Origin of the sequence: Pseudomonas sp. yb_2 (genome assembly GCF_043103905.1) — a bacterium.
In the GTDB taxonomy this organism is placed as follows: domain Bacteria; phylum Pseudomonadota; class Gammaproteobacteria; order Pseudomonadales; family Pseudomonadaceae; genus Aquipseudomonas; species Aquipseudomonas alloputida.
Window position 1 is genome coordinate 173,332 of the sequence record NZ_JBICKH010000052.1, and the last position, 19,553, is coordinate 192,884.

General features: G+C 60.1%; 19 protein-coding genes and 1 pseudogene. 6 read left to right on the forward strand and 14 right to left on the reverse strand.

Annotated elements, in window-relative coordinates:
* Nucleotides 1-4 precede the first annotated feature (4 nt).
* Nucleotides 5-595 carry a gamma-mobile-trio protein GmtX gene (gene gmtX, locus ACF8FB_RS12750; protein ID WP_392511434.1) on the forward strand — a complete coding sequence of 197 codons (591 nt, stop codon included), beginning with the start codon at nucleotides 5-7 and terminating at the stop codon, nucleotides 593-595.
* A 29-nt stretch (nucleotides 596-624) separates the two neighbouring features.
* Nucleotides 625-1,128 (forward strand): transcription elongation factor GreB, encoded by a 504-nt coding sequence (greB, locus tag ACF8FB_RS12755; RefSeq protein ID WP_392511435.1) that lies wholly within the window; start codon nucleotides 625-627, stop codon nucleotides 1,126-1,128.
* A 148-nt stretch (nucleotides 1,129-1,276) separates the two neighbouring features.
* On the opposite strand, the pseudogene greB (ACF8FB_RS12760) reads toward greB (ACF8FB_RS12755), so the two are convergent.
* From greB (ACF8FB_RS12760) to ACF8FB_RS12775, 4 genes and pseudogenes are all read right to left on the reverse strand, one after another.
* Nucleotides 1,277-1,423: pseudogene (gene greB, locus ACF8FB_RS12760) on the reverse strand (transcription elongation factor GreB); the annotation flags it as partial.
* An 11-nt stretch (nucleotides 1,424-1,434) separates the two neighbouring features.
* Nucleotides 1,435-1,743, reverse strand: coding sequence for a hypothetical protein (locus ACF8FB_RS12765; RefSeq protein ID WP_010953282.1), 309 nt, complete (start codon nucleotides 1,741-1,743; stop codon nucleotides 1,435-1,437).
* A gap of 248 nt (nucleotides 1,744-1,991) precedes the next feature.
* Nucleotides 1,992-2,429, reverse strand: coding sequence for a DoxX family protein (locus ACF8FB_RS12770; RefSeq protein ID WP_010953281.1), 438 nt, complete (start codon nucleotides 2,427-2,429; stop codon nucleotides 1,992-1,994).
* A gap of 112 nt (nucleotides 2,430-2,541) precedes the next feature.
* Nucleotides 2,542-3,948, reverse strand: a complete 1,407-nt coding sequence (locus ACF8FB_RS12775; RefSeq protein WP_010953280.1) for a transglycosylase SLT domain-containing protein — start codon at nucleotides 3,946-3,948, stop codon at nucleotides 2,542-2,544.
* A 157-nt stretch (nucleotides 3,949-4,105) separates the two neighbouring features.
* Here ACF8FB_RS12775 and ACF8FB_RS12780 point away from each other — a divergent pair, with 157 nt between their 5' ends.
* From ACF8FB_RS12780 to ACF8FB_RS12790, 3 genes are all read left to right on the forward strand, one after another.
* A complete protein-coding gene (locus ACF8FB_RS12780) occupies nucleotides 4,106-4,903 on the forward strand; it encodes a TatD family hydrolase (RefSeq protein WP_064493427.1) in 798 nt (265 codons plus the stop codon).
* Nucleotides 4,904-5,029: 126 nt separating this feature from the next.
* On the forward strand, nucleotides 5,030-6,508 hold the full coding sequence (locus tag ACF8FB_RS12785) for a methyl-accepting chemotaxis protein (RefSeq protein ID WP_198747897.1): 1,479 nt from the start codon (nucleotides 5,030-5,032) through the stop codon (nucleotides 6,506-6,508).
* A 75-nt stretch (nucleotides 6,509-6,583) separates the two neighbouring features.
* Nucleotides 6,584-6,952: an Mpo1-like protein gene (locus tag ACF8FB_RS12790; protein WP_010953277.1), complete on the forward strand. Its 369-nt coding sequence runs from the start codon at nucleotides 6,584-6,586 to the stop codon at nucleotides 6,950-6,952.
* 41 nt (nucleotides 6,953-6,993) lie between these two features.
* Here ACF8FB_RS12790 and ACF8FB_RS12795 read toward each other — a convergent pair whose 3' ends face one another.
* From ACF8FB_RS12795 to ACF8FB_RS12805, 3 genes are all read right to left on the reverse strand, one after another.
* Complete coding sequence (locus tag ACF8FB_RS12795) at nucleotides 6,994-7,791, reverse strand: acyl-CoA thioesterase II (RefSeq protein ID WP_010953276.1); 798 nt, start codon at nucleotides 7,789-7,791, stop codon at nucleotides 6,994-6,996.
* Between the two features lie 77 nt (nucleotides 7,792-7,868).
* Nucleotides 7,869-8,648 (reverse strand): CHAD domain-containing protein, encoded by a 780-nt coding sequence (locus tag ACF8FB_RS12800; RefSeq protein ID WP_392510356.1) that lies wholly within the window; start codon nucleotides 8,646-8,648, stop codon nucleotides 7,869-7,871.
* Between the two features lie 14 nt (nucleotides 8,649-8,662).
* Nucleotides 8,663-8,941: a lipoprotein gene (locus ACF8FB_RS12805; RefSeq protein ID WP_003250254.1), complete on the reverse strand. Its 279-nt coding sequence runs from the start codon at nucleotides 8,939-8,941 to the stop codon at nucleotides 8,663-8,665.
* Nucleotides 8,942-9,118: 177 nt separating this feature from the next.
* Here ACF8FB_RS12805 and ACF8FB_RS12810 point away from each other — a divergent pair, with 177 nt between their 5' ends.
* Complete coding sequence (locus ACF8FB_RS12810) at nucleotides 9,119-10,159, forward strand: patatin-like phospholipase family protein (RefSeq protein WP_392510355.1); 1,041 nt, start codon at nucleotides 9,119-9,121, stop codon at nucleotides 10,157-10,159.
* A 116-nt stretch (nucleotides 10,160-10,275) separates the two neighbouring features.
* Here ACF8FB_RS12810 and ACF8FB_RS12815 read toward each other — a convergent pair whose 3' ends face one another.
* The 7 genes from ACF8FB_RS12815 to ACF8FB_RS12845 all read right to left on the reverse strand — a co-directional run bounded on the left by ACF8FB_RS12815 (nucleotide 10,276) and on the right by ACF8FB_RS12845 (nucleotide 19,299).
* Complete coding sequence (locus ACF8FB_RS12815; RefSeq protein WP_392510354.1) at nucleotides 10,276-12,147, reverse strand: SurA N-terminal domain-containing protein; 1,872 nt, start codon at nucleotides 12,145-12,147, stop codon at nucleotides 10,276-10,278.
* 181 nt (nucleotides 12,148-12,328) lie between these two features.
* Entirely contained in the window at nucleotides 12,329-12,601 is a 273-nt protein-coding gene (hupB, locus tag ACF8FB_RS12820) for a nucleoid-associated protein HU-beta (protein WP_003250246.1), read from the reverse strand.
* A 152-nt stretch (nucleotides 12,602-12,753) separates the two neighbouring features.
* Complete coding sequence (gene lon / locus ACF8FB_RS12825; RefSeq protein ID WP_004576798.1) at nucleotides 12,754-15,150, reverse strand: endopeptidase La; 2,397 nt, start codon at nucleotides 15,148-15,150, stop codon at nucleotides 12,754-12,756.
* Between the two features lie 163 nt (nucleotides 15,151-15,313).
* The gene (clpX, locus tag ACF8FB_RS12830) at nucleotides 15,314-16,597 is read right to left on the reverse strand and encodes an ATP-dependent Clp protease ATP-binding subunit ClpX (protein WP_003250242.1); all 1,284 of its coding nucleotides are present in this window, start codon (nucleotides 16,595-16,597) and stop codon (nucleotides 15,314-15,316) included.
* Between the two features lie 107 nt (nucleotides 16,598-16,704).
* Entirely contained in the window at nucleotides 16,705-17,346 is a 642-nt protein-coding gene (clpP, locus tag ACF8FB_RS12835; protein WP_003259400.1) for an ATP-dependent Clp endopeptidase proteolytic subunit ClpP, read from the reverse strand.
* 91 nt (nucleotides 17,347-17,437) lie between these two features.
* Nucleotides 17,438-18,751 (reverse strand): trigger factor, encoded by a 1,314-nt coding sequence (gene tig / locus ACF8FB_RS12840; protein ID WP_014753846.1) that lies wholly within the window; start codon nucleotides 18,749-18,751, stop codon nucleotides 17,438-17,440.
* 248 nt (nucleotides 18,752-18,999) lie between these two features.
* Nucleotides 19,000-19,299 carry a DUF6388 family protein gene (locus tag ACF8FB_RS12845; protein WP_020190960.1) on the reverse strand — a complete coding sequence of 100 codons (300 nt, stop codon included), beginning with the start codon at nucleotides 19,297-19,299 and terminating at the stop codon, nucleotides 19,000-19,002.
* Between the last annotated feature and the right edge of the window lie 254 nt (nucleotides 19,300-19,553).

Genomic DNA, 19,553 nt, shown 5'->3' on the forward strand with positions numbered 1-19,553 from the left:
TATCATGTCGCCATCGGAAACTTTGGATAAACTGAAGCAGAACTGCAGCTTAAGAAAACAGCGTACGCTAGACGCAGTATACAAAGTATGCACCGAGCTGTTATCAAACAAGGAAAAAGACTTTTCATTTTCGACTATTGCACGCGCTGGAGTTAATAACGGAGTACCAAACGCCCAAAGCATGCGAAATAGTTCCGGCCGAGAATATCGCGAGCTAATACTGGCATTCAAAGAGGCAGCCGGTCCAATTCATCAAGAACGAGCAGCGCCAGATTGGATAGATGCTATAAAAGATGGTAAGACTAAATTTCTAGCGCGCGCGCAAGAGGCCGAGAACCATCGCCTCCGAAGTCTCCTTAGAGAAATTATGCCACCCAACCTGGAAATTAGGGTAGATGATCGCACTCCATTTTCGGTCGAGAATAAGTTAACGAATATAGAACGCAGAGCTCTACTGTATTTAATGTCCGAAGAGTTCAGGCTACAATGGGGCTGCTCACTGGGCAAGCACGGGGACTTGATTGACCAAAAGGGAGCAAAAGTTTTTCGCCCAGGAACCCTTGATGCAATACAGAAAGCTCTCAAGGCATTGTGACCGGTCTTTGAATCAATAACAGGCAAAAAATGGCTACCAATCTTATTACTGAAGCTGGCTATCAGTCCTTGAAAGATGAACTAGATTGGCTCTGGCGCGAAGAGCGACCAGAGATCACCAGAAAGGTAACCTGGGCTGCGTCTTTGGGCGACAGAAGTGAAAATGCTGACTACCAATACAACAAAAAAAGGCTGAGGGAAATAGATCGCCGTGTGAGATACCTTCGTAAGCGGATCGAAGATCTTCGCGTAGTTCCATATTCCCCTACTCAGGAAGGTAAGGTATTTTTCGGAGCTTGGGTAACCATTGTCAACGAAGAAGATATGAGCAAGAGATTCCGCATTGTAGGTGCTGATGAAATCTACGATAGGAAAGACTTCATCTCTATCGACTCGCCGATGGCACGAGCGTGCATTGGCAAGCGTGTAGGGGAAGAGATTGTTGTACGGACTCCAACTGGCGATGTCTATTGGGAAGTCACCGAAATTGAGTACATCGCCGCGGAAGTCGCACCTCGGTTCATTAAACCCTGAGGTGTTTCCGAATCGGCCACTACTATGTCAAGACCAGACTGCAATGATGACCAGTGTTAAATAGTATGGGGCAAGAGTATAGTACTATTCCGAAAAACCTGAAAAATCAAGGTGTAAGACGGAATAGTACACGATCATGGGGTTCTACTTTCCAGTCCGCGTTCTCGCTGCGGTCACCCAACGAAGCCGCCCAGGCAACCTTTTGGGTGATTTCCGGACGATACACCCGCCACAGGTGGTCCAGCTCTTTCTTCAGCGCCTCATGGCCTTCTGTGGTGATGATATTGGTGCTCAATAGCGCATTCCTCAGCGGCGGGTAATCAGGCCTTGACGCGCGATGCGGGTGAGATGGCCGATGACTTCGGCGGCTTCGTCCGGTGCCGGCGCCTGGATCACAGCCAGGTCGAAACGGTCATTGCCATACTGCGCGAGGTGACAGCCGCTATCGGCGAACTGGATCAGAAAGGCACGCGCCTGCCCCTTGCGCCGTGACAGGCCTTCAAGATGACGCAAAAGGCTGGGTTGATGCCGGCCGCCGAGCAGGATGCGCGGTGTGCGGGACGCCTGGCTGGCAGGCAAAGGGCTCAAACAGACACTGGTACGTGGGCAACTCATGGAGCTTCTCTCCGCCTCGCGAATCCCGCTGGGCAGCGGTGGGAGGCGTCACCGAACCAGCGCTTTAGCGGTATTTCGGACGGCCCGGAGGTGGGGCTTTCCTGCGCCCCGCAAGTAGCTGTTTAAATCGGCGCAGGCGGTATGCTAGAGCGATGAGCCCCAAGTTGCAAGCGACAAGCCGCAAGCAAGAACAAGCCGAGTATTGGCCTGCGCTTGCCTGCGGCTCGTAGCACACAGCGTGCAGCTGATTACCGGGCGATCAGGCGGTCGAGCGAGAAGCGGCCAGCGCCTTCGATCATGACTGCAACGGTGCCGGCCAACAGCGCCAGGGCGAACTCATAGCCGTTGTTGGACATGAACAGGCCGTTGCCGATGTGCACCGAAACGATCGCCACTATCAAGGTCACCGTCAGCGCCAGGGCCGCCGGGCGAGCCAGCAGGCCGACCACCAAGGCCAGGCCACCGAAGAATTCGGCACTACCGGACAATAGGGCCATCAGGTAACCCGGCGCCAGGCCGATGCTTTCCATCCATTGGCCGGTGCCTTCCAGGCCGTAGCCACCGAACAGGCCGAAGAGTTTTTGCGCCCCATGAGCCATGAAGATGATGCCGACCAGGATGCGGATAACGCTCAAGCCAGCGCCAGCACGTGTAGAGAACAGAGCGTTGAGGGTAGTGTTGTTCATGTCGAAGCGTCCTTGAAGTGAAGCAGTTGTGTGGGTATAGGCGCCATCATAATCAATTCTATTGATATGAAAATCGCAAAAAACCCAACATAACAATCGACAAAATCGATACTTAACGCTTCGCTACACGCTCCAGTGCCGCACGTTCGCGGTTGAACGCCAGGTAGTACTTGTTGATGCTGTTGACGAAGTTGACCGGTCCCATCCCCACTTGCTCCATGGCGATGCGTTCGGTCTGGAAAAACCACTGGTTGCCGTTGAGCCCCCGCCGTCGAGCCTCTGCACGCATGGCCTGAACCCGCTCGGGGCCCAGGTTGTAGGCTGCCAGCACGAAGGCCATGCGCTCACGCTCGTTGATCTTGGCACTGGCAAAAAACTTGCGCCGGATAAGCGCCAGGTAACGGGCACTGGCCAGGACATTGCCATCTACCGTCGCAGTATTGCTCACCCCCACCCGCTGGGCCGCCGAAGGGGTAATCTGCATCAGGCCATGGGCACCGCCAGTACCGCGTGCAGCCGGGTTGAGCGTCGACTCCTTGAAGGCCAATGCAGCCAGGTTGAGCCAGTCGATCTGTTGCGCCTGGCCATGCTTCTGCAACACCGCCCGCACCGATGCCAGACGCTGGCGATCCTTGCTGGCCAACGGGTTGTGTACCCGGTACTGGCGGCGGTAGATGCGCTCGAACGCCGCATCCTGGTTATCTGGCGCGCGGTAACCTTGCAGAAAGTGATCGACTGCGGCCAGCAATTGCGGCGCTTCCCCCCCTACATACCAGCGCATGGCTTGCGGCGCCCCCAGGCGCACCCGGCTGTCCAGGCGCAGGCGCGGCATAACCCGGGCCCAACGCCGGGCAATGGGCTGCTCGACCACGGTCAGGTGGTAGATGCCTGCCTGTACCATCTCCAGCACATCCTCCACGGCCAGCGTCGAATCGACCCACTCCACTTTGATCGGCGGCCGCTTGCGCAGTGCCAGTTGCTGGTTGACCTGCTGGATCAGCGGCCCGGCGGCACTGGCACTGGTCAGGGCCACGGTACGCCCTGACAGCTGTTCGACCTTGCTGAAACTTCGCTCGCCTTTGCGCCCGACCAGCATCAGCGGCACCTGGTCGAGTATCGGTGCACTGCTGCGGACACCGCTCACCGTAGTGGGGTCAAGCAGCTCGCCCGGCGCGGCCAGGTCACCCTCGCCGCGGGCCAGGGCGCCCAGCAACTGTTCCTTGGCCCGCGGGATGAGCTTTAGCTGGATCTGTTGGTCGTCGGCGGTACGAGCATTGAGGAAATGCTCCAGGGCACGCAGGCGATAATACTCGATGCCGACTGGCTCACCCTTCACCTCACCAGAACTGTTGCGGCTCTGGTTGACCAGCACTCGCAGTACTTTGCTGGTGCGAATCTGCGCCAGGTCACGCACCTTGGCAGGCGGTATGTTTTGCTGCGGCCCCGGCGAGCGCGCCTGGGCGGGACCGGCAAAGGCCAACCCCAGCGTCAGCAGAAAAATGAGCCAGCATCGCTGCATGCGAAAACGTGTCCGTGGTCGGTGAGCGGCATCCATGGGTTGCACCGCCAAGTGATAAACGACGGTAAAAGACCACGGCAACAGCATGAAGTTCTTGGTTTTTTCAGAAAAACGCGGTTTTTGCTATGCTGGCCGCCCCGCGGCACGAGATAGCACCATGCAACTGATCGATATCGGCGTCAACCTGACCAACAGCAGTTTCCACGACCAACAGGCCGCAATCGTCGAGCGCGCACTGGAGGCCGGCGTTACGCAAATGCTGCTGACAGGCACCAGCCTGGCGGTCAGCGAACAAGCGCTGGAGCTGTGCCAACAACTGGATGCCAGCGGCGCGCACCTGTTCGCCACGGCCGGCGTGCACCCTCATGATGCCAAGGCCTGGGATGCCGACAGCGAGCGCCAGCTGCGACTGTTGCTGAGCGAACCGCGCGTACGCGCGGTAGGCGAATGCGGCCTGGATTTCAACCGCGACTTTTCCCCTCGCCCGCTGCAGGAAAAAGCCCTGGAAGCCCAGCTGACACTGGCTGCGCAGCTGCGCCTGCCGGTGTTCCTGCACGAGCGCGATGCCAGCGAGCGCTTGCTGGCGATTCTCAAGGACTACCGCGACCACCTGACCGGCGCGGTGGTGCACTGCTTCACCGGTGAGCGCGAGGCGCTGTTCGCCTACCTGGACCTGGACCTGCACATCGGCATTACCGGCTGGATCTGCGACGAACGCCGCGGCACTCACCTGCACCCGCTGGTGGGCAACATCCCTGAAGGCCGGCTTATGCTGGAAAGCGACGCGCCCTACCTGCTGCCGCGCAGCTTGCGGCCCAAGCCCAAGAGCGGGCGCAACGAGCCGGCGTTCTTGCCGGAGGTACTGCGCGAGGTGGCCTTGCATCGCGGTGAATCAGCCGAGCACACGGCGGCGCATACCACGGCAACGGCGCGCGATTTTTTCCAGCTCCCCTGAGTCTCGCGTGTTGTTGCGGGGCGGGTGAACACAGTTGATATGCATCAACACATGTCCAGGTGGATGTGGGCACAATGATGGCACCTTGCCAATATTGTTTCCGCTCAACTCAGAGAAGACCTGCCCATGGGTGCCTGGCTTAGCAATGTTTCCCTGAAGTACAAATTCTGGGCCGTCAACGCAGTGGCCTTTGTCACCACCTTGCTGCTGGTGCTGTACGCCGTGCACCTGGAGCAACGCGCACGTGCCGAGGCGGCTCAGGCCCAGGCGGCCGCGCAAGCCCAGTTGCTGGCCGCCTGGCCAGCCGGGCAAGCACTGCCACGCCCGGCCAACGTCATCAGTTGGTCAACCGGGCAAACGCCAACCTACGCCGGGGAGGCGCTCGATGCCCTGCGCAACGCCCAAGGCTGGGTAGCATTGCCGAGCGCCTGGATCCTCGGTGAAAACCCGCTGCGTGGCGCACAGGTATTGCGCAATGGCGACCAGCAGTTGGCTGTGCTGGCCCAGTCGCCCAGCCTGCGCCAGGTCTTCTTCGATCGCTTCAGCAATTACGCGGTGTGTGTGCTGATCCTGATGCTGGCCATGCTCGGCGCCTCGCAACTGCTGATCCGCTTCCTGCTCAGCCAACTCAACACCCTCAAGGACGTGATGCTGCACGTGGAAAAAACCGGCGACCTGTCGGCCCGCGTACCGCTAGCCAGTGGCGACGAGGTCGGCCAGATGGCCGGGGCCTTCAACGCCATGCAATCCACCTATCACCGCGTGGTCAGCACCGTCGCCCACAGCGCAGCACAGCTGGACTCGGGCGCTGCACGCCTGGCCGCCAGCATGAGCGACGTACGCCATGGCATGCTCGGCCAGCAGAGTGAAACCGACCAGGCCGCCACTGCCATCAACGAAATGTCGGCGACCGTGCACCACATTGCCCAGCACGCCGGTGCCACCCGCGATTTGTCACAAACCGCCGACACCTTGGCCGGCAGCGGCCAAGCGGTAGTCAGCCGAGTGCAGGATTCGATTTCCGGGCTTTCCAGCGGCGTGCAACAAACTGCCGAGATGATTCGACAACTAGCCGAGGACAGCCAGAAGATCAACGGTGTAGTCAGTGTGATCCACAGTATTGCCGAACAGACCAACTTGCTGGCGCTTAACGCTGCCATCGAAGCCGCGCGCGCCGGCGACCTAGGCCGTGGCTTTGCCGTGGTGGCCGATGAAGTGCGCAACCTGGCCAAACGCGTGCAAACCTCCACGGATGAGATCACCACCATGGTTTCGGCCCTGCAGTCGGGCACCCGCGATGCGGTGGAGTTCATGCAGGAGAGCTCGTACAAGGCCGACGACTGTGTGCGTCAGGCACAGGAAGCCGGTGAGGCGCTGGCTGAAATCACCGGTGCCGTGGCGCAGATGCGCGAAAGCAATACCCAGATCGCTGTAGCGGCCGAGCAGCAAAGCCAGGTAGCCGAGGAAATGAACCGCGCGGTGGTCAGCATCCGCGATGTCACCGAGCGGACCGTGCAGCAGACGGTCGGCTCGGCGACCACCAGCAGCGAACTGGCGACCCTGGCCGGCGAACTGAACAAGGCCATTGGCCAGCTCAAGCTATAGTCACCATAGCCAGGTTCGATTGGCCCCCGCTTGGGGGCCGCACTAAGCTTTGGGCATGACCGAGAGGAAATCCCCATGAGCAAACGCCTGCCCAATCTTCCCGCCTGGCAATGGCGCGGCTACCACCACAATCACCGCCACCCGGCCAACCTGGTGTTGCACCTGATCGCTGTGCCGTTGTTCATTCTGGGGACACTGCTGGTGCTGTCCGGTCTGTTTGGTTTCGACCTCGGCCAGATCGCGGTGGGTGTGATTGCCTTGATCGCAGCGTTGGGCCTGCAGCGCCAAGGCCACCGCCTTGAAGCCCAGCAGCCCGAACCGTTCGCCAACCGCCAGGATGCCGTGCAGCGCTTACTGACCGAGCAGTTCATCACCTTTCCGCGCTTTGTGGTGAGCGGGGCCTGGTGGAGGGCCTGGCGGGAGCGGCACAAGCACCGGCACTGAGCCAGCTGCCGGAGCGCTGCTTGTGAGCAGCCTTGCAAGGGTCAGGCGAAAACGGTGACGGTCTGCCGGCTCAACGCCAACAGCTCGCCCTGCGCCGTCCACAACGCCGCAGCAGCATGCCCATAGCCATCCCGCGCATGCTCGGTCTCCACACAGTACCGGCACCAATCCAGGGTCGACAGCTTCGCCGTTGGCTGGATGAACTCGATGGTCCAGGTCAACGTACTGCCCGCAGCGGGCTGCTTGAGAAACGGCATGAGGCTGGGCGGCCAGGCATCGACCAACGCCAACAGGTGCGCCTCGTTCACCTGTTCTTCCACCACATCCCGCAAGCGCACCCAGCCGCCCATCTTGCGCGACTGATTGCCACTGAACGGCAGCCCACCTACTGCCCAGCGCAGGGCCACGTGCCGCATGAACTCAGGGGTAACGCCTTTGATATAGGGCAACTCCGGGGCCGCCTCATCGAGCGCAGGCATTTCGATGGCCGGCAACGCCGGCACTTCGACCACCGAAGGGCGGCCCGCACCGAAATTGCCCTGCACCAAAGTCACCACCTGGCCATCCTGAACAGCGCGGCCCAGCAACGTGCTAACCGCCTTGCCTTCGCGCAAAACCTCAACCTCGAAGCGGATGGGCACATCCGCCGCTGCGGGTGCCACGAAGCTGATGGCCAATGAGCGTACCGGGCGGTTGTCGCTGATCTTGAGGCGCATGGTTTCATAGACCATGGCCGCCATCAGCCCGCCAAAGGCAGCGCGCCCCTGGGCCCAGCTGGGCGGAATGCTGACGGAATCCGGGTTGGCCCGCACGGCGTCGAGCAGTTGGTTGAAAGTCATTGGCCGGCTCCTGCCTGCAAAGAAAAAGGTCCGCTCATCCTAGCCAGCAAACGCCAGGCATTCAGCCCGCATATCGGTCATTTTCCGTGATAACGCCGCGCCAGCGCCTCTTGCAGGGCGTCCAGCGTCACATCCGACTGGCGCTCCGCCTCATGCAACTCCTGCTCCCAATCAGCCTTGCAGGGGAGCAGGTCGGCATGATCGCGGGCTTGCAGCAGCCATTGCAGGCGGTCGTGCCAATCGCCCAGATCGCCCTGTGCCTTTTTCAGCAGACGTTGCAGTTTCTTCCCTGCGTGATCGAGTTGCGGGTAGGCCTCATCGCCATAGCGTGCACGCTTGATCAGCAAACGCAGGCGGTGGCGATCGTGAGCAGGGTCCTGCAACGCTTTGTGCAACTTGCGCCACTGCTTGACCAAGCGCTTGTCGATACGTTTGCTTAGCGACTTGACCAGCCCCTCCCGGCCCGCCGCCCGCAGGAACAATGGAAAGGCGTCGAGAATCGCCAATACCCTGGCCAGCTGTGGGCTGGCAGCGACACTGGCGAAGGTCCTGTCACGCCCCTCCAGCCGCCGCTGTCCGGCTGCTGTGTGACCGCGCCCGATCAGCTCGGCCGCCAGCACCTCGCGATCACGCAGCGGCGTGGTAAGGGTCCCCAGCGAACGTGCAGCATCCTCCAGCTGTTCCACACCAGGCAGCCCACGCAGCGGCCTCAGCAGACTGCGCAGGCGCCGCAAGGTGGTACGCAAGTCGTGCAAGGCCTCGCTGTCGGTATTGGCAGCCAGGCGTTCACGACAGGCCAGCAAGCGCACCTGCAAGGTCAATATCTGGCCAACGACATGGTCGAGCATGGCAGACATACGATGCTCCCTGTTCAGCGCCCGGCGCGAGATTCACGAATGTAGAATCGCGCCTTTTCAGCTTTGCGGGTACAGCTTTCGTAGCCTTCGAACTGCTGCTGGGTCTTGGCCCCGGTCAGCAGTGACAAGGCCTTGGAATAACTTACAGCACCGGCAAAGCCTTCGGCCTTGGCCAGGTCCAGCTCCTTCCAGGCGGCATCCAGCTGGGTCGCGCAGCTGTCACGGTAGGCCGTCTTGCCCGCGCAGCCAGCTAGGGCCAAGGCAATCAGTGGAAGGCAGATCCAGGCTTTCATCAGTAATACCTCTATGGAAAAACGGTGGCTGTTCGACGCTCCGACAGCTGGAAAGTGCCATGCCCAGCCGGCTTTGCCTGGCCAGTTTTATTACAGTAGCTCAGCACGGTCTACATTGAAGCACAGGCAGCGATGGGTGCATTGTAGGACCATGATGGCACTGGCCGGGGAATGTTCATGAGCAAACGTGTGGCACTGGTACTGGGATCGGGCGGCGCCCGAGGGTATGCACACATCGGCGTGATCGAAGAAATCGAGCGCCGCGGCTACGACATAGCCTGCGTCGCAGGGTGTTCCATGGGCGCGGTGATTGGCGGTATCTATGCCGCCGGCAAGCTGGACGAGTATCGCAACTGGATCGAAAGCCTCGACTACCTGGATGTGCTGCGCCTGGTCGACGTCAGTTTTCGCCTCGGTGCGATTCGCGGCGACAAGGTGTTCGGGCAGATCCGCAAGATCGTCGGCGAGATAAACATCGAGCAACTGCGCATACCCTACACCGCAGTGGCCGCCGACCTTACCAACCAACAGGAAATCTGGTTCCAGGAGGGTTGCCTGCATCAGGCCATGCGCGCCTCTGCGGCCATTCCCAGCCTGTTCACGCCAGTGATGCAAGGCAACCGCATGCTTGTCGACGGTGGCATCCTCAACCCGCTGCCAATCGTGCCGGTGGTGTCCAGCCATTGCGACCTGATCATCGCGGTCAACCTCAACGCCACCAACCAGAAGCAGTACCAGTTGCCGGTGATCGAGCGCCCTGCGGCATTCAAGATGCGCTTTGACGCCTTGTTGAGCTCGCTGGGTTCACGCTTGCCATTCCGGCGCAAACCGGCGGAAGAGCTGATCCGCATCGAAAAGGAAATCGTCGCCGAGGGGTTGGCACCGCCAAGCCCGTGGCTTGCCGACAGCGCCGACCCGGAAAACCAGCAACCGGCAGCGGCCCCGGAGCGCGAGGGCGCGCCGAAGTCGGCCACCGGCTCTTTCATCATCGACAACGTGGGGCCAGCCTCGCTGCTGGATTTGATCAACCAGAGCTTCGAGGTCATGCAGACTTCGTTGGCACAGTACAAGATTGCCGGCTATCCACCGGATGTGCTGATCAACGTGCCCAAGCGGGTGTGCCGGTTTTTCGAGTTCTACAAAGCGCCGGAACTCATCGCCCTGGGGCGAGAGATTGCACGCGATACGCTGGACAGTTATGAAGGGGCGAAGCGGTAGCACCTGGTTGGCGCCGCACCTGAAGGCGGTGTGGTGCTCGACAATGACCGTGCTTGCGGCTGGCGAAAACGAAACAGGCCGCACTAGGCGGCCTGTTTCTTCATGCAACGAACACCTTAGTAACGGGTGATGTCTGCATTGGCTTCCAGCTGCTTGCGGTAAGCGGCAAAGTCCTGCTGGCCAGCACGGGACGCGAGGTAGCGGCGAATCTGCTGCTTCTCTTCGTCGGTGGCGGTAGCGCCGTCGTTCACACCTTTGAGCTGCAACACCACCAGGCTTCCGTCACGCAGCACTACACTGCCATACACAGGCTTGTCCTTGGCTTGCGGCTTGCCCAGACGGAACAGTGCCTGCAGTTCGGCCGGATCTATACCGTCCTCGCCACGGGTGACTGCTTCATAGGCTTTCCAGCCTTGGCCTTCGTGAACGCTGCCTGCTGCGATGGAACCGTCACGCAGGCCGGCAATCAGCTTGTCTGCCTTGGCCTTGAGTTCGGCAGTCGCCTTCTCTTTGGCCAGGTGCTCCCTGATGTTCTTGGCCACAGCGTCCAGCGGCAGTTGCTCTGGCTTTCGGTGTTCCTTGACGCGCAGCACCACGGTGGTCTCAGGGTCGAGCTCGATGGCGGTGCTGTTGGCACCCTCATCCAGCACTTCTTCAGAGAACGCAGCCTGCACCACCGCACGGTTGGCGGTAATGCCTTCACCGCCCTCGCGGCCGAAGGCGGCAGAGGTGTGCACCTTGAGGTTCAGGTCCTGAGCCGGCTGGGCCAGGTCGGAAGCCTCGTAGGCAGCATCCTGCAGTTGCTTGCTGGCGTCGACATAACGCTGCTCGACCAGCGGCATCTTCAGATCGCGAGTCAGTTTGTCCTTCAGGCTGGCGAAGCTCGGTACTTCTGGCGCCTGGACGCCCAGCAGCTTGATCAGATGGTAGCCAAACTCGGTGCGCACCGGTGCAGATACCTGCCCATCCTGCAGCTTGTACAGCGCCTCTTCGAAGGCCGGGTCGTATACACCCGGGCCGGCAAAGCCGAGGTCACCACCGGTGTTGGCGGAGCCTGGGTCCTGAGAGAACTCCTTGGCCAAAGCGGCAAAGTCCTCACCCTTGGCCAGACGCTGCTCGATCTCTTCGGCGCGGGCCTTGGCCTGGGCGTCGGTGACCTTGTCGTTGACCTCGATGAGGATGTGCGCGGCATGGCGCTGCTCGGCCAGGTTGGCGATTTCCTTCTCGTACTGGGCCTTGAGCTCTTCGTCAGTCACTTTGACCTGATCGAAGAAAGCCGACTTCTTCAGCTCGATGTAGTCGATCACGACCTGGTCAGGCGACATGAACTCCTTGGCGTGCTGGTCGTAGTGCGCCTTGACCTCTTCGTCGCTGACCTTGACTGCGGCCGGGTCGGCCTTGAACGTCAGGGAGGCGAAGTCGCGGGTCTGCTTCTCCAGGCGAGCGAAGGCATCGACCTGTTGATCGGTGACGAAGCTGCTGCCGGCCAGGCCGGTGCGCAGTTGGCCGATGAGCATTTCCTCGCCGAGCATCTCGCGGAACTGCATGCGACCGTAGCCCATCTGGCGGATCACCTGGTCGAAACGCTCAGCGCTGAACTTGCCGTCCACCTGGAACTCAGGGGTCTGCAGGATCACCTGATCCAGCGCGGCCTCGGAGAATGCGAACTTGGCATCCTCAGCACCTTGCAGCAGCAGCTTGCGGCTGATCAGCCCCTTGAGTGCCTCCTCTCGCAGCAACTTGTCATCCAACAGCGCCGGGTCGAAATCCTTGCCCAACTGTTGCATCAGTTGACGGCGCTGCATGTCGGCCGCCTGGCTCAGTTCGTTCTGGCTGATGGTCTGGCCGTTCACCTTGGCGGCGTCCTGGCTATGAGTGGCGGCCTGGAAAATGGCTTCGAAACCGGTCAATGCCATCAACACGACGATAAGGCCGATGATGGTCTTGGCAATCCAACCTTGTGAATTGTCCCTGATATTTTGCAGCATGCGTCCCCCAGAAACGGCTGTACCACTGCGTCGACAACCGCGGAGCGTGGGTAGAATCCTGATAAAAGAAAGGCGCATCCGAGGATGCGCCTTTTCTTAGCAAACGTGTCAGGCGGGAACGTTTGCGCCCCGCCATCACCGTGCTCGGACCAGGCCAGGCCGGGTCCGGCTGAAAGACGACTTAGTTGACGGCGTCTTTCAGGCCTTTGCCGGCCTTGAAACCTGGAACCTTGGCGGCTTCGATCTTGATTGCCTTGCCGGTTTGCGGGTTGCGGCCGGTACGCTCGGCGCGCTCCTTGACCGAGAAGGTACCAAAGCCAACCAGTACCACATCGTCACCTTGCTTCAGGGCGCCGGTGACGGATTCGATGACTGCGTCCAGCGCACGGCCGGCTACAGCTTTCGGGATGTCTGCAGATGCGGCGATAGCGTCAATCAGTTCCGACTTGTTCACTCTAAGTCCCCTTATTTCTCTATTGAGTTTGTTTCTAAGTATGTAATGAAAAGCTTATGAAACGTGTGCTGGGAGGCATGGCGACAATAACGTGCCGCTTTATAGCAAGGCGCCGAAAATACTGTCAAGGAAAGCCCCCCAGCCAAAAACTACTAATGCGTGCTGATTCTTTCCTTAGCATCGCCGTCGCGCTTCTCGTCTTTCGCGACAATCTCCGGAGCCACATCTGGCAAGGGCTCCGGGGCGTATTGCAGCGCAATTTGCAGGACTTCGTCAATCCATTTGACCGGTTTGATCTGAAGATCCTGTTTGATATTTTCAGGAATCTCCTTGAGATCGCGAACATTTTCCTCGGGAATGATCACCGTCTTGATCCCGCCACGGTGTGCCGCCAGCAGTTTCTCCTTCAGCCCGCCAATGGCCAATACCTGGCCACGCAAGGTGATTTCGCCGGTCATGGCCACATCGGCACGTACCGGAATCTGCGTCAGCGCCGACACCAGTGCGGTGCACATTCCGATACCGGCACTTGGGCCGTCCTTCGGCGTGGCGCCCTCAGGCATGTGAATGTGCACGTCATGCTTCTCGTGGAAGTCGGCGGCAATCCCCAGGCTGCGGGCGCGGCTGCGCACCACGGTCTGCGCGGCGGTAATCGACTCGACCATGACATCGCCCAGCGAGCCGGTCTTGATCAACTGGCCCTTGCCGGGGATGACCACGGCCTCGATGGTCAGCAACTCGCCGCCCACCTGGGTCCAGGCTAGGCCGGTTACCTGGCCGATCTGATCCTGCTGCTCGGCCAGGCCATAGCGGAACTTGCGCACGCCCAGCAGGTGCTCCAGCTGCTCGCTGGCCACCTTGACCTTGACCTGCTTCTGCCCGGTATGCTCCTTGACCACCTTGCGGCAGACCTTGGCAATTTGCCGCTCCAGGCCCCGCACACCGGCTTCACGGGTGTAGTAGCGGATGATGTCGCGAATCGCCGAGATGTCGACTTCCAGCTCTTCCTTCTTCAAGCCGTTGGCCTTGACCTGCTTGGGCACCAGGTACTTGACCGCGATGTTGATCTTTTCGTCCTCGGTGTAGCCAGGCAGGCGGATGACTTCCATCCGGTCCAGCAGCGCCGGCGGGATGTTCATCGAGTTCGAGGTGCACAGGAACATCACGTCCGAGAGGTCGTAGTCGACCTCCAGGTAGTGGTCGTTGAAGTTGTGGTTCTGTTCAGGGTCGAGCACTTCCAGCAGTGCCGAAGCGGGGTCACCGCGCATGTCGCTGCCCATCTTGTCGATCTCGTCGAGCAGGAACAACGGGTTGCGCACGCCCACCTTGGTCATCTTCTGGATCAGGCGACCCGGCATGGAGCCGATGTAGGTACGGCGGTGGCCACGGATCTCGGCCTCGTCACGCACGCCACCCAGGGCCATGCGCACGAACTTGCGGTTGGTGGCGGCAGCGATCGACTCGGCCAGCGAGGTCTTGCCGACACCGGGTGGCCCGACCAGGCACAGCACCGGACCGCGGATCTTCTTGACGCGCTTCTGCACGGCAAGGTATTCGAGGATGCGTTCCTTGACCTCTTCCAGGCCATAGTGGTCGGCATCGAGGATTTCCTCGGCCTTGGTCAGGTCCAGACGCACCTTGCTCTGAGCCTTCCACGGCACCTGCACCAACCAGTCGAGGTACGAGCGCACCACGGTAGCTTCGGCCGACATCGGAGACATTTGCTTGAGCTTGTTCAGCTCCGCCTGAGCCTTGGTCAAGGCATCTTTAGGCAGACCTGCGGCTTCGATGCGCTTTTTCAGCTCTTCGACTTCATTGTGGCCTTCATCACCATCGCCAAGTTCTTTCTGAATGGCCTTCATCTGCTCATTCAGGTAGTACTCGCGCTGGCTGCGCTCCATCTGCTTCTTGACCCGGCCGCGAATGCGCTTTTCGACCTGCAGGAGGTCGATTTCGGCATCCAGCAGTGCCAGCACGTGCTCGACACGGGTAGTCAAGTCGACGATTTCAAGAATTTCCTGCTTCTGCTCGATCTTCAGGGCCATGTGCGCGGCCATGGTGTCGACCAGGCGCCCTGGCTCGTCGATGCTGTTCAGCGAAGACAGCACTTCGGCAGGCACCTTCTTGCCCAGTTGAACGTATTGTTCGAACTGCGACAGCAGCGTGCGCACGAACACTTCCGACTCGCGCTCGGCAGTATCGGTTTCGTCGATCAGGGAGACTTCGGCACGGATGTGCCCTTCAACTTCGGAGAAGCGCTCGACCGCACCCCGCTGCTCGCCCTCGACCAGCACCTTGACGGTGCCATCAGGCAGCTTCAGCAGTTGCAGCACGGTGGCAACGGTACCGACGCGGTACAGGGCGTCCTCGCCCGGATCGTCGTCGGCTGGATTCTTCTGGGCCAGCAGTAGGATCTGCTTTTCGCCCGTCATCGCCGCCTCGAGGGCTTCGATGGACTTTTCGCGCCCCACGAACAGCGGGATAACCATGTGCGGGTAAACAACGACATCGCGCAATGGCAAAAGAGGCAAGTCGAGGGTGGTCTTCATGATTTCGCCTCTACAGCGGCCTTATGGCCGGAAACCGGTGGAAATGATGCTTGGACCTAATGTGGGGGCACGCTTGGGAAATTACAAGCGCTTGCACAGGAAAAGCAGAAAGGGGCCCGTAGGCCCCCTCTTGCTTGCAACCGAGAACCGGCCATTGCCTGAATCAGGCGTCTGGCGCGGCCTTGGCTTGCGGTTCGCTGTTTTCGTAGATCATCAGCGGCTGCGAGGTGCCCTCAATGACGCTCTCGTCGATAACCACCTTGCTGACATCCTTTTTCGAAGGAATCTCATACATGGTATCGAGCAGCACGCCTTCAAGGATCGAACGCAGGCCACGAGCGCCAGTCTTGCGCTCCAGGGCCTTGCGTGCAACGGCCTTGAGCGCATCGCTGCGGAACTCGAGGTCGACGCTTTCCATCTCGAACAGCTTGGCATACTGCTTGGTCAGGGCATTCTTCGGCTCGGTGAGGATCTGCATCAACGCAGCCTCATCCAGCTCGTCGAGGGTAGCCAGTACCGGCAGGCGGCCGACGAATTCCGGAATCAGGCCAAACTTGACCAGATCGTCCGGCTCGACCTCACGCAGGGACTCACCAACCTTCTTGCCCTCTTCCTTGCTGCGCACTTCGGCACCAAAACCGATGCCGCCTTTGGTGGAGCGGTTCTGGATGACCTTTTCCAGGCCCGAGAACGCACCACCGCAGATGAACAGGATGTTGCGGGTATCAACCTGCAGGAATTCCTGTTGCGGGTGCTTGCGGCCGCCTTGCGGCGGGACCGAGGCCACGGTGCCTTCGATCAGCTTCAGCAGTGCCTGCTGCACGCCCTCGCCCGAGACATCACGGGTAATGGACGGGTTGTCCGACTTGCGCGAGATCTTGTCGATTTCGTCGATGTAGACAATGCCCATCTGGGCCTTTTCCACGTCGTAGTCGCACTTCTGCAACAGCTTCTGGATGATGTTTTCGACGTCCTCACCCACATAACCGGCTTCGGTCAGGGTGGTGGCGTCAGCAATGGTGAACGGTACGTTCAACAGGCGTGCCAGGGTTTCGGCGAGCAGGGTCTTACCCGAGCCGGTCGGCCCGATGAGCAGGATGTTGCTCTTGCCCAGTTCGACTTCGTCACCCTTCTTGTCACGCTGGTTCAGGCGCTTGTAGTGGTTGTACACCGCTACGGCCAGCACCTTCTTCGCGCGCTCCTGACCAATCACGTACTGGTCCAGGATGCCGCTGATTTCTTTCGGCGAAGGCAATTTGTGCGCGCTGCTCTCGGCCTGGGCTTCCTGCACCTCCTCACGGATGATGTCGTTGCACAGGTCGACGCACTCGTCGCAGATAAATACCGAGGGCCCGGCAATCAGTTTGCGCACTTCGTGCTGGCTTTTGCCGCAGAAGGAGCAATAAAGCAATTTGCCGCTGTCCTCGCCGTTACGGGTGTCAGTCATTCGATCGATCCAATCCGGTAGGCTTGCAACACAAGATGAAGGCAATTGCGGGCTTTTTCAAGTCCGCAGGTAGGCGCTTTCGACGCCCACCTGCTCTGCCCCCCGGTTCAGGAGGCCAGTTGCCGCTTGTCGTAGACCGAGTCGATCAGGCCGTACTCGGCTGCGCGCGAGGCGCTCATGAAGTTGTCACGCTCGGTGTCACGCTTGATGGTCTCGAGGTCCTGGCCGGTGTGATAGGCCAGCAGCTCGTTCAGACGGGCCTTGATATTGAGAATTTCCTGGGCGTGGATCTCGATATCGGTGGCCTGACCCTGGAAGCCGCCCAGCGGCTGGTGGATCATCACGCGCGAGTTAGGCAGGCAATGACGCTTGCCCTTGGCACCTGCCGCCAGCAGGAAGGCGCCCATGCTGCAGGCCTGGCCGATGCAGATGGTCGAAACGTCCGGCTTGATGAACTGCATGGTGTCGTAGATCGACATGCCGGCGGTGACGGAACCGCCCGGCGAGTTGATGTACAGATGGATATCCTTGTCCGGGTTTTCCGCCTCAAGGAACAGCAGTTGCGCAACGACGAGGTTGGCCATGTAGTCCTCTACCGGGCCAACCAGGAAGATCACACGCTCCTTCAACAGGCGCGAGTAGATGTCGTAAGCGCGTTCGCCACGGGCGGACTGCTCGATAACCATCGGGACCAGGCCGCCTGCGGCCTGGATGTCAGAGCTCTGCTGAATATAAGAATTGCGGGACATGTCCTGCGCTCACTCCCAAATAGTCATGGCTTGAATACGCACAAGCCAGCTCGAAGGCTGGCTTGTGGAGGTTTCCTACGAGAGAAGACCGTTACTCAGCAGCGGCAGGCGCCTCGGCTGGTTTAACGGCTTCTTCGTACGAGACCGACTTGTCGGTCACAGTCGCTTTCTGCAGAACAGTATCTACAACTTGTTCTTCCAGCACAACCGAACGCACTTCGTTCAGTTGCTGGTCGTTCTTGTAGTACCAAGCGATGACCTGCTCAGGCTCCTGGTAAGCCGACGCCATTTCTTCGATCATCTCGCGAACCTTGGCGTCGTCCGGCTTCAGCTCGAACTGCTTGACCACTTCGGCCACGATCAAACCCAGCACGACGCGGCGCTTGGCTTGCTCTTCGAACAGCTCGACTGGCAGTTGCTCAGGCTTGATGTTGCCACCAAACTGCTGAACAGCCTGCACGCGCAGACGGTTGACTTCGTTTTCCAGCAGGGCCTTTGGTACTTCGATCGGGTTGGCGGCCAGCAGACCGTCCATGACCTGGTTCTTGACCTTGGTCTTGATCGCCTGACGCAGCTCACGCTCCATGTTCTTGCGAACTTCGGCGCGGAAGCCTTCCAGCGTCGATTCCTTGATGCCGAACTGGGCGAAGAACTCTTCGTTCAGTTCTGGCAGTACAGGTGCCGAAACGCTGTTGACGGTGATGGTGAACTCAGCGGCTTTGCCAGCCAGGTCCAGGTTCTGGTAGTCCTCTGGGAAGGTCACGTTGACCACGCGCTCTTCGCCAGCCTTGGCGCCTACCAGACCTTCTTCGAAGCCTGGGATCATGCGGCCGGAACCCAGCACCAGCAGGGTGCCCTTGGCCGAACCACCGGCAAACGCTTCACCGTCGACCTTGCCGACGAAGTCGATGTTGACCTGGTCGTCGTTCTGCGCAGCGCGCTCGACGGCCTCGAAGCGGGTGTTCTGCTTGCGCAGCACTTCCAGCATGTTGTCCAGGTCACTGTCAGCCACTTCGGCGCTCAGGCGCTCGACCTTGATCGACTCGAGGCCCGCAACAGTGAACTCAGGGAACACTTCGAAGATGGCGACGAATTCCAGATCCTTGCCCTTTTCGAAGGACTTGGGCTCTACAGCCGGGGCGCCAGCCGGGTTCAGCTTCTGCTCGACGATGGCTTCGTAGAAGGAGGCCTGGACCAGGTCACCGAAAGCCTCTTGACGGGCGTCCGCCTCGAAACGCTGACGGATCACGGTCATCGGTACTTTACCAGGACGGAAGCCCGCAATCTTGGCGCGCTTGGCAGTCTGCTGCAGACGCTTGTTGACTTCGTTCTCGACGCGCTCGGCCGGAACGGCGATGGTCATGCGGCGCTCGAGAGCGGAAGTGTTTTCAACAGAAACTTGCATGGATATTCCTCGTTGCACAGACGTTAGCCGGCGTTAGCCCGACTCCAGAATCAAGGGCAAACATTCTAGTGAGTCACGCAGCAGAAGTCACCCCACACGGGACGACTGAAAACAACGCCGGTCGATTAACTTTCAAGGCCCGCACGGCACAGCGCCAGGCCTGCTTCCAACAGGGGCTGCGCGGCGCCGGGGGCGGCCTGCAGCCGAAATACTTTGTCAAACAACTACCCGCAACGCATTCGCTTCCTTTATTCAGGATCAATGTCGTTGAACTGGCAGTACTCCTCCCATTCCAGCCCCAGCGCCTCGGCCACTTCACGGTGCGTTTCCAGGCGCATGGCCTGCAGCTGCTCCGGGGATTCGGCAATCAATTGCAGCGCCAGCTCCCAAGGCTCAATACCCTGTTCCTCGGCGGCATCCTCGAACGCCCACTCGATTTGCTGGGCCTGCTCACGCGCATCCAGCTCGCGGATCTCCTCGAGCAACTGCGGATTGGCTTCGGCAAAGCGCTGCAGCGCCAGGGCCTGACGGGCTTCTTTTGCAATCATCGTGGTGTCCTTTGCCGGCCAAACGGGCCGGTGTTTCAACCGACTGAAATCTAACAGCTTTTATTGGGGTGCCACCAGTGGATTACAAGGGGCAGGAGGTGATTTGGCCGAGCGGTGGCTGACCGCGACATATTCAGCGCCTTCGAGATCGAGCGCCGCCCGCGCGGCGCATCGCGAGCAAGCTCGCTCCTACATTTGTTTCGGGCCAGTATCGCCTGTGCCTGCGCGCGACCGCCCTGTTTGTTCCCCACGAT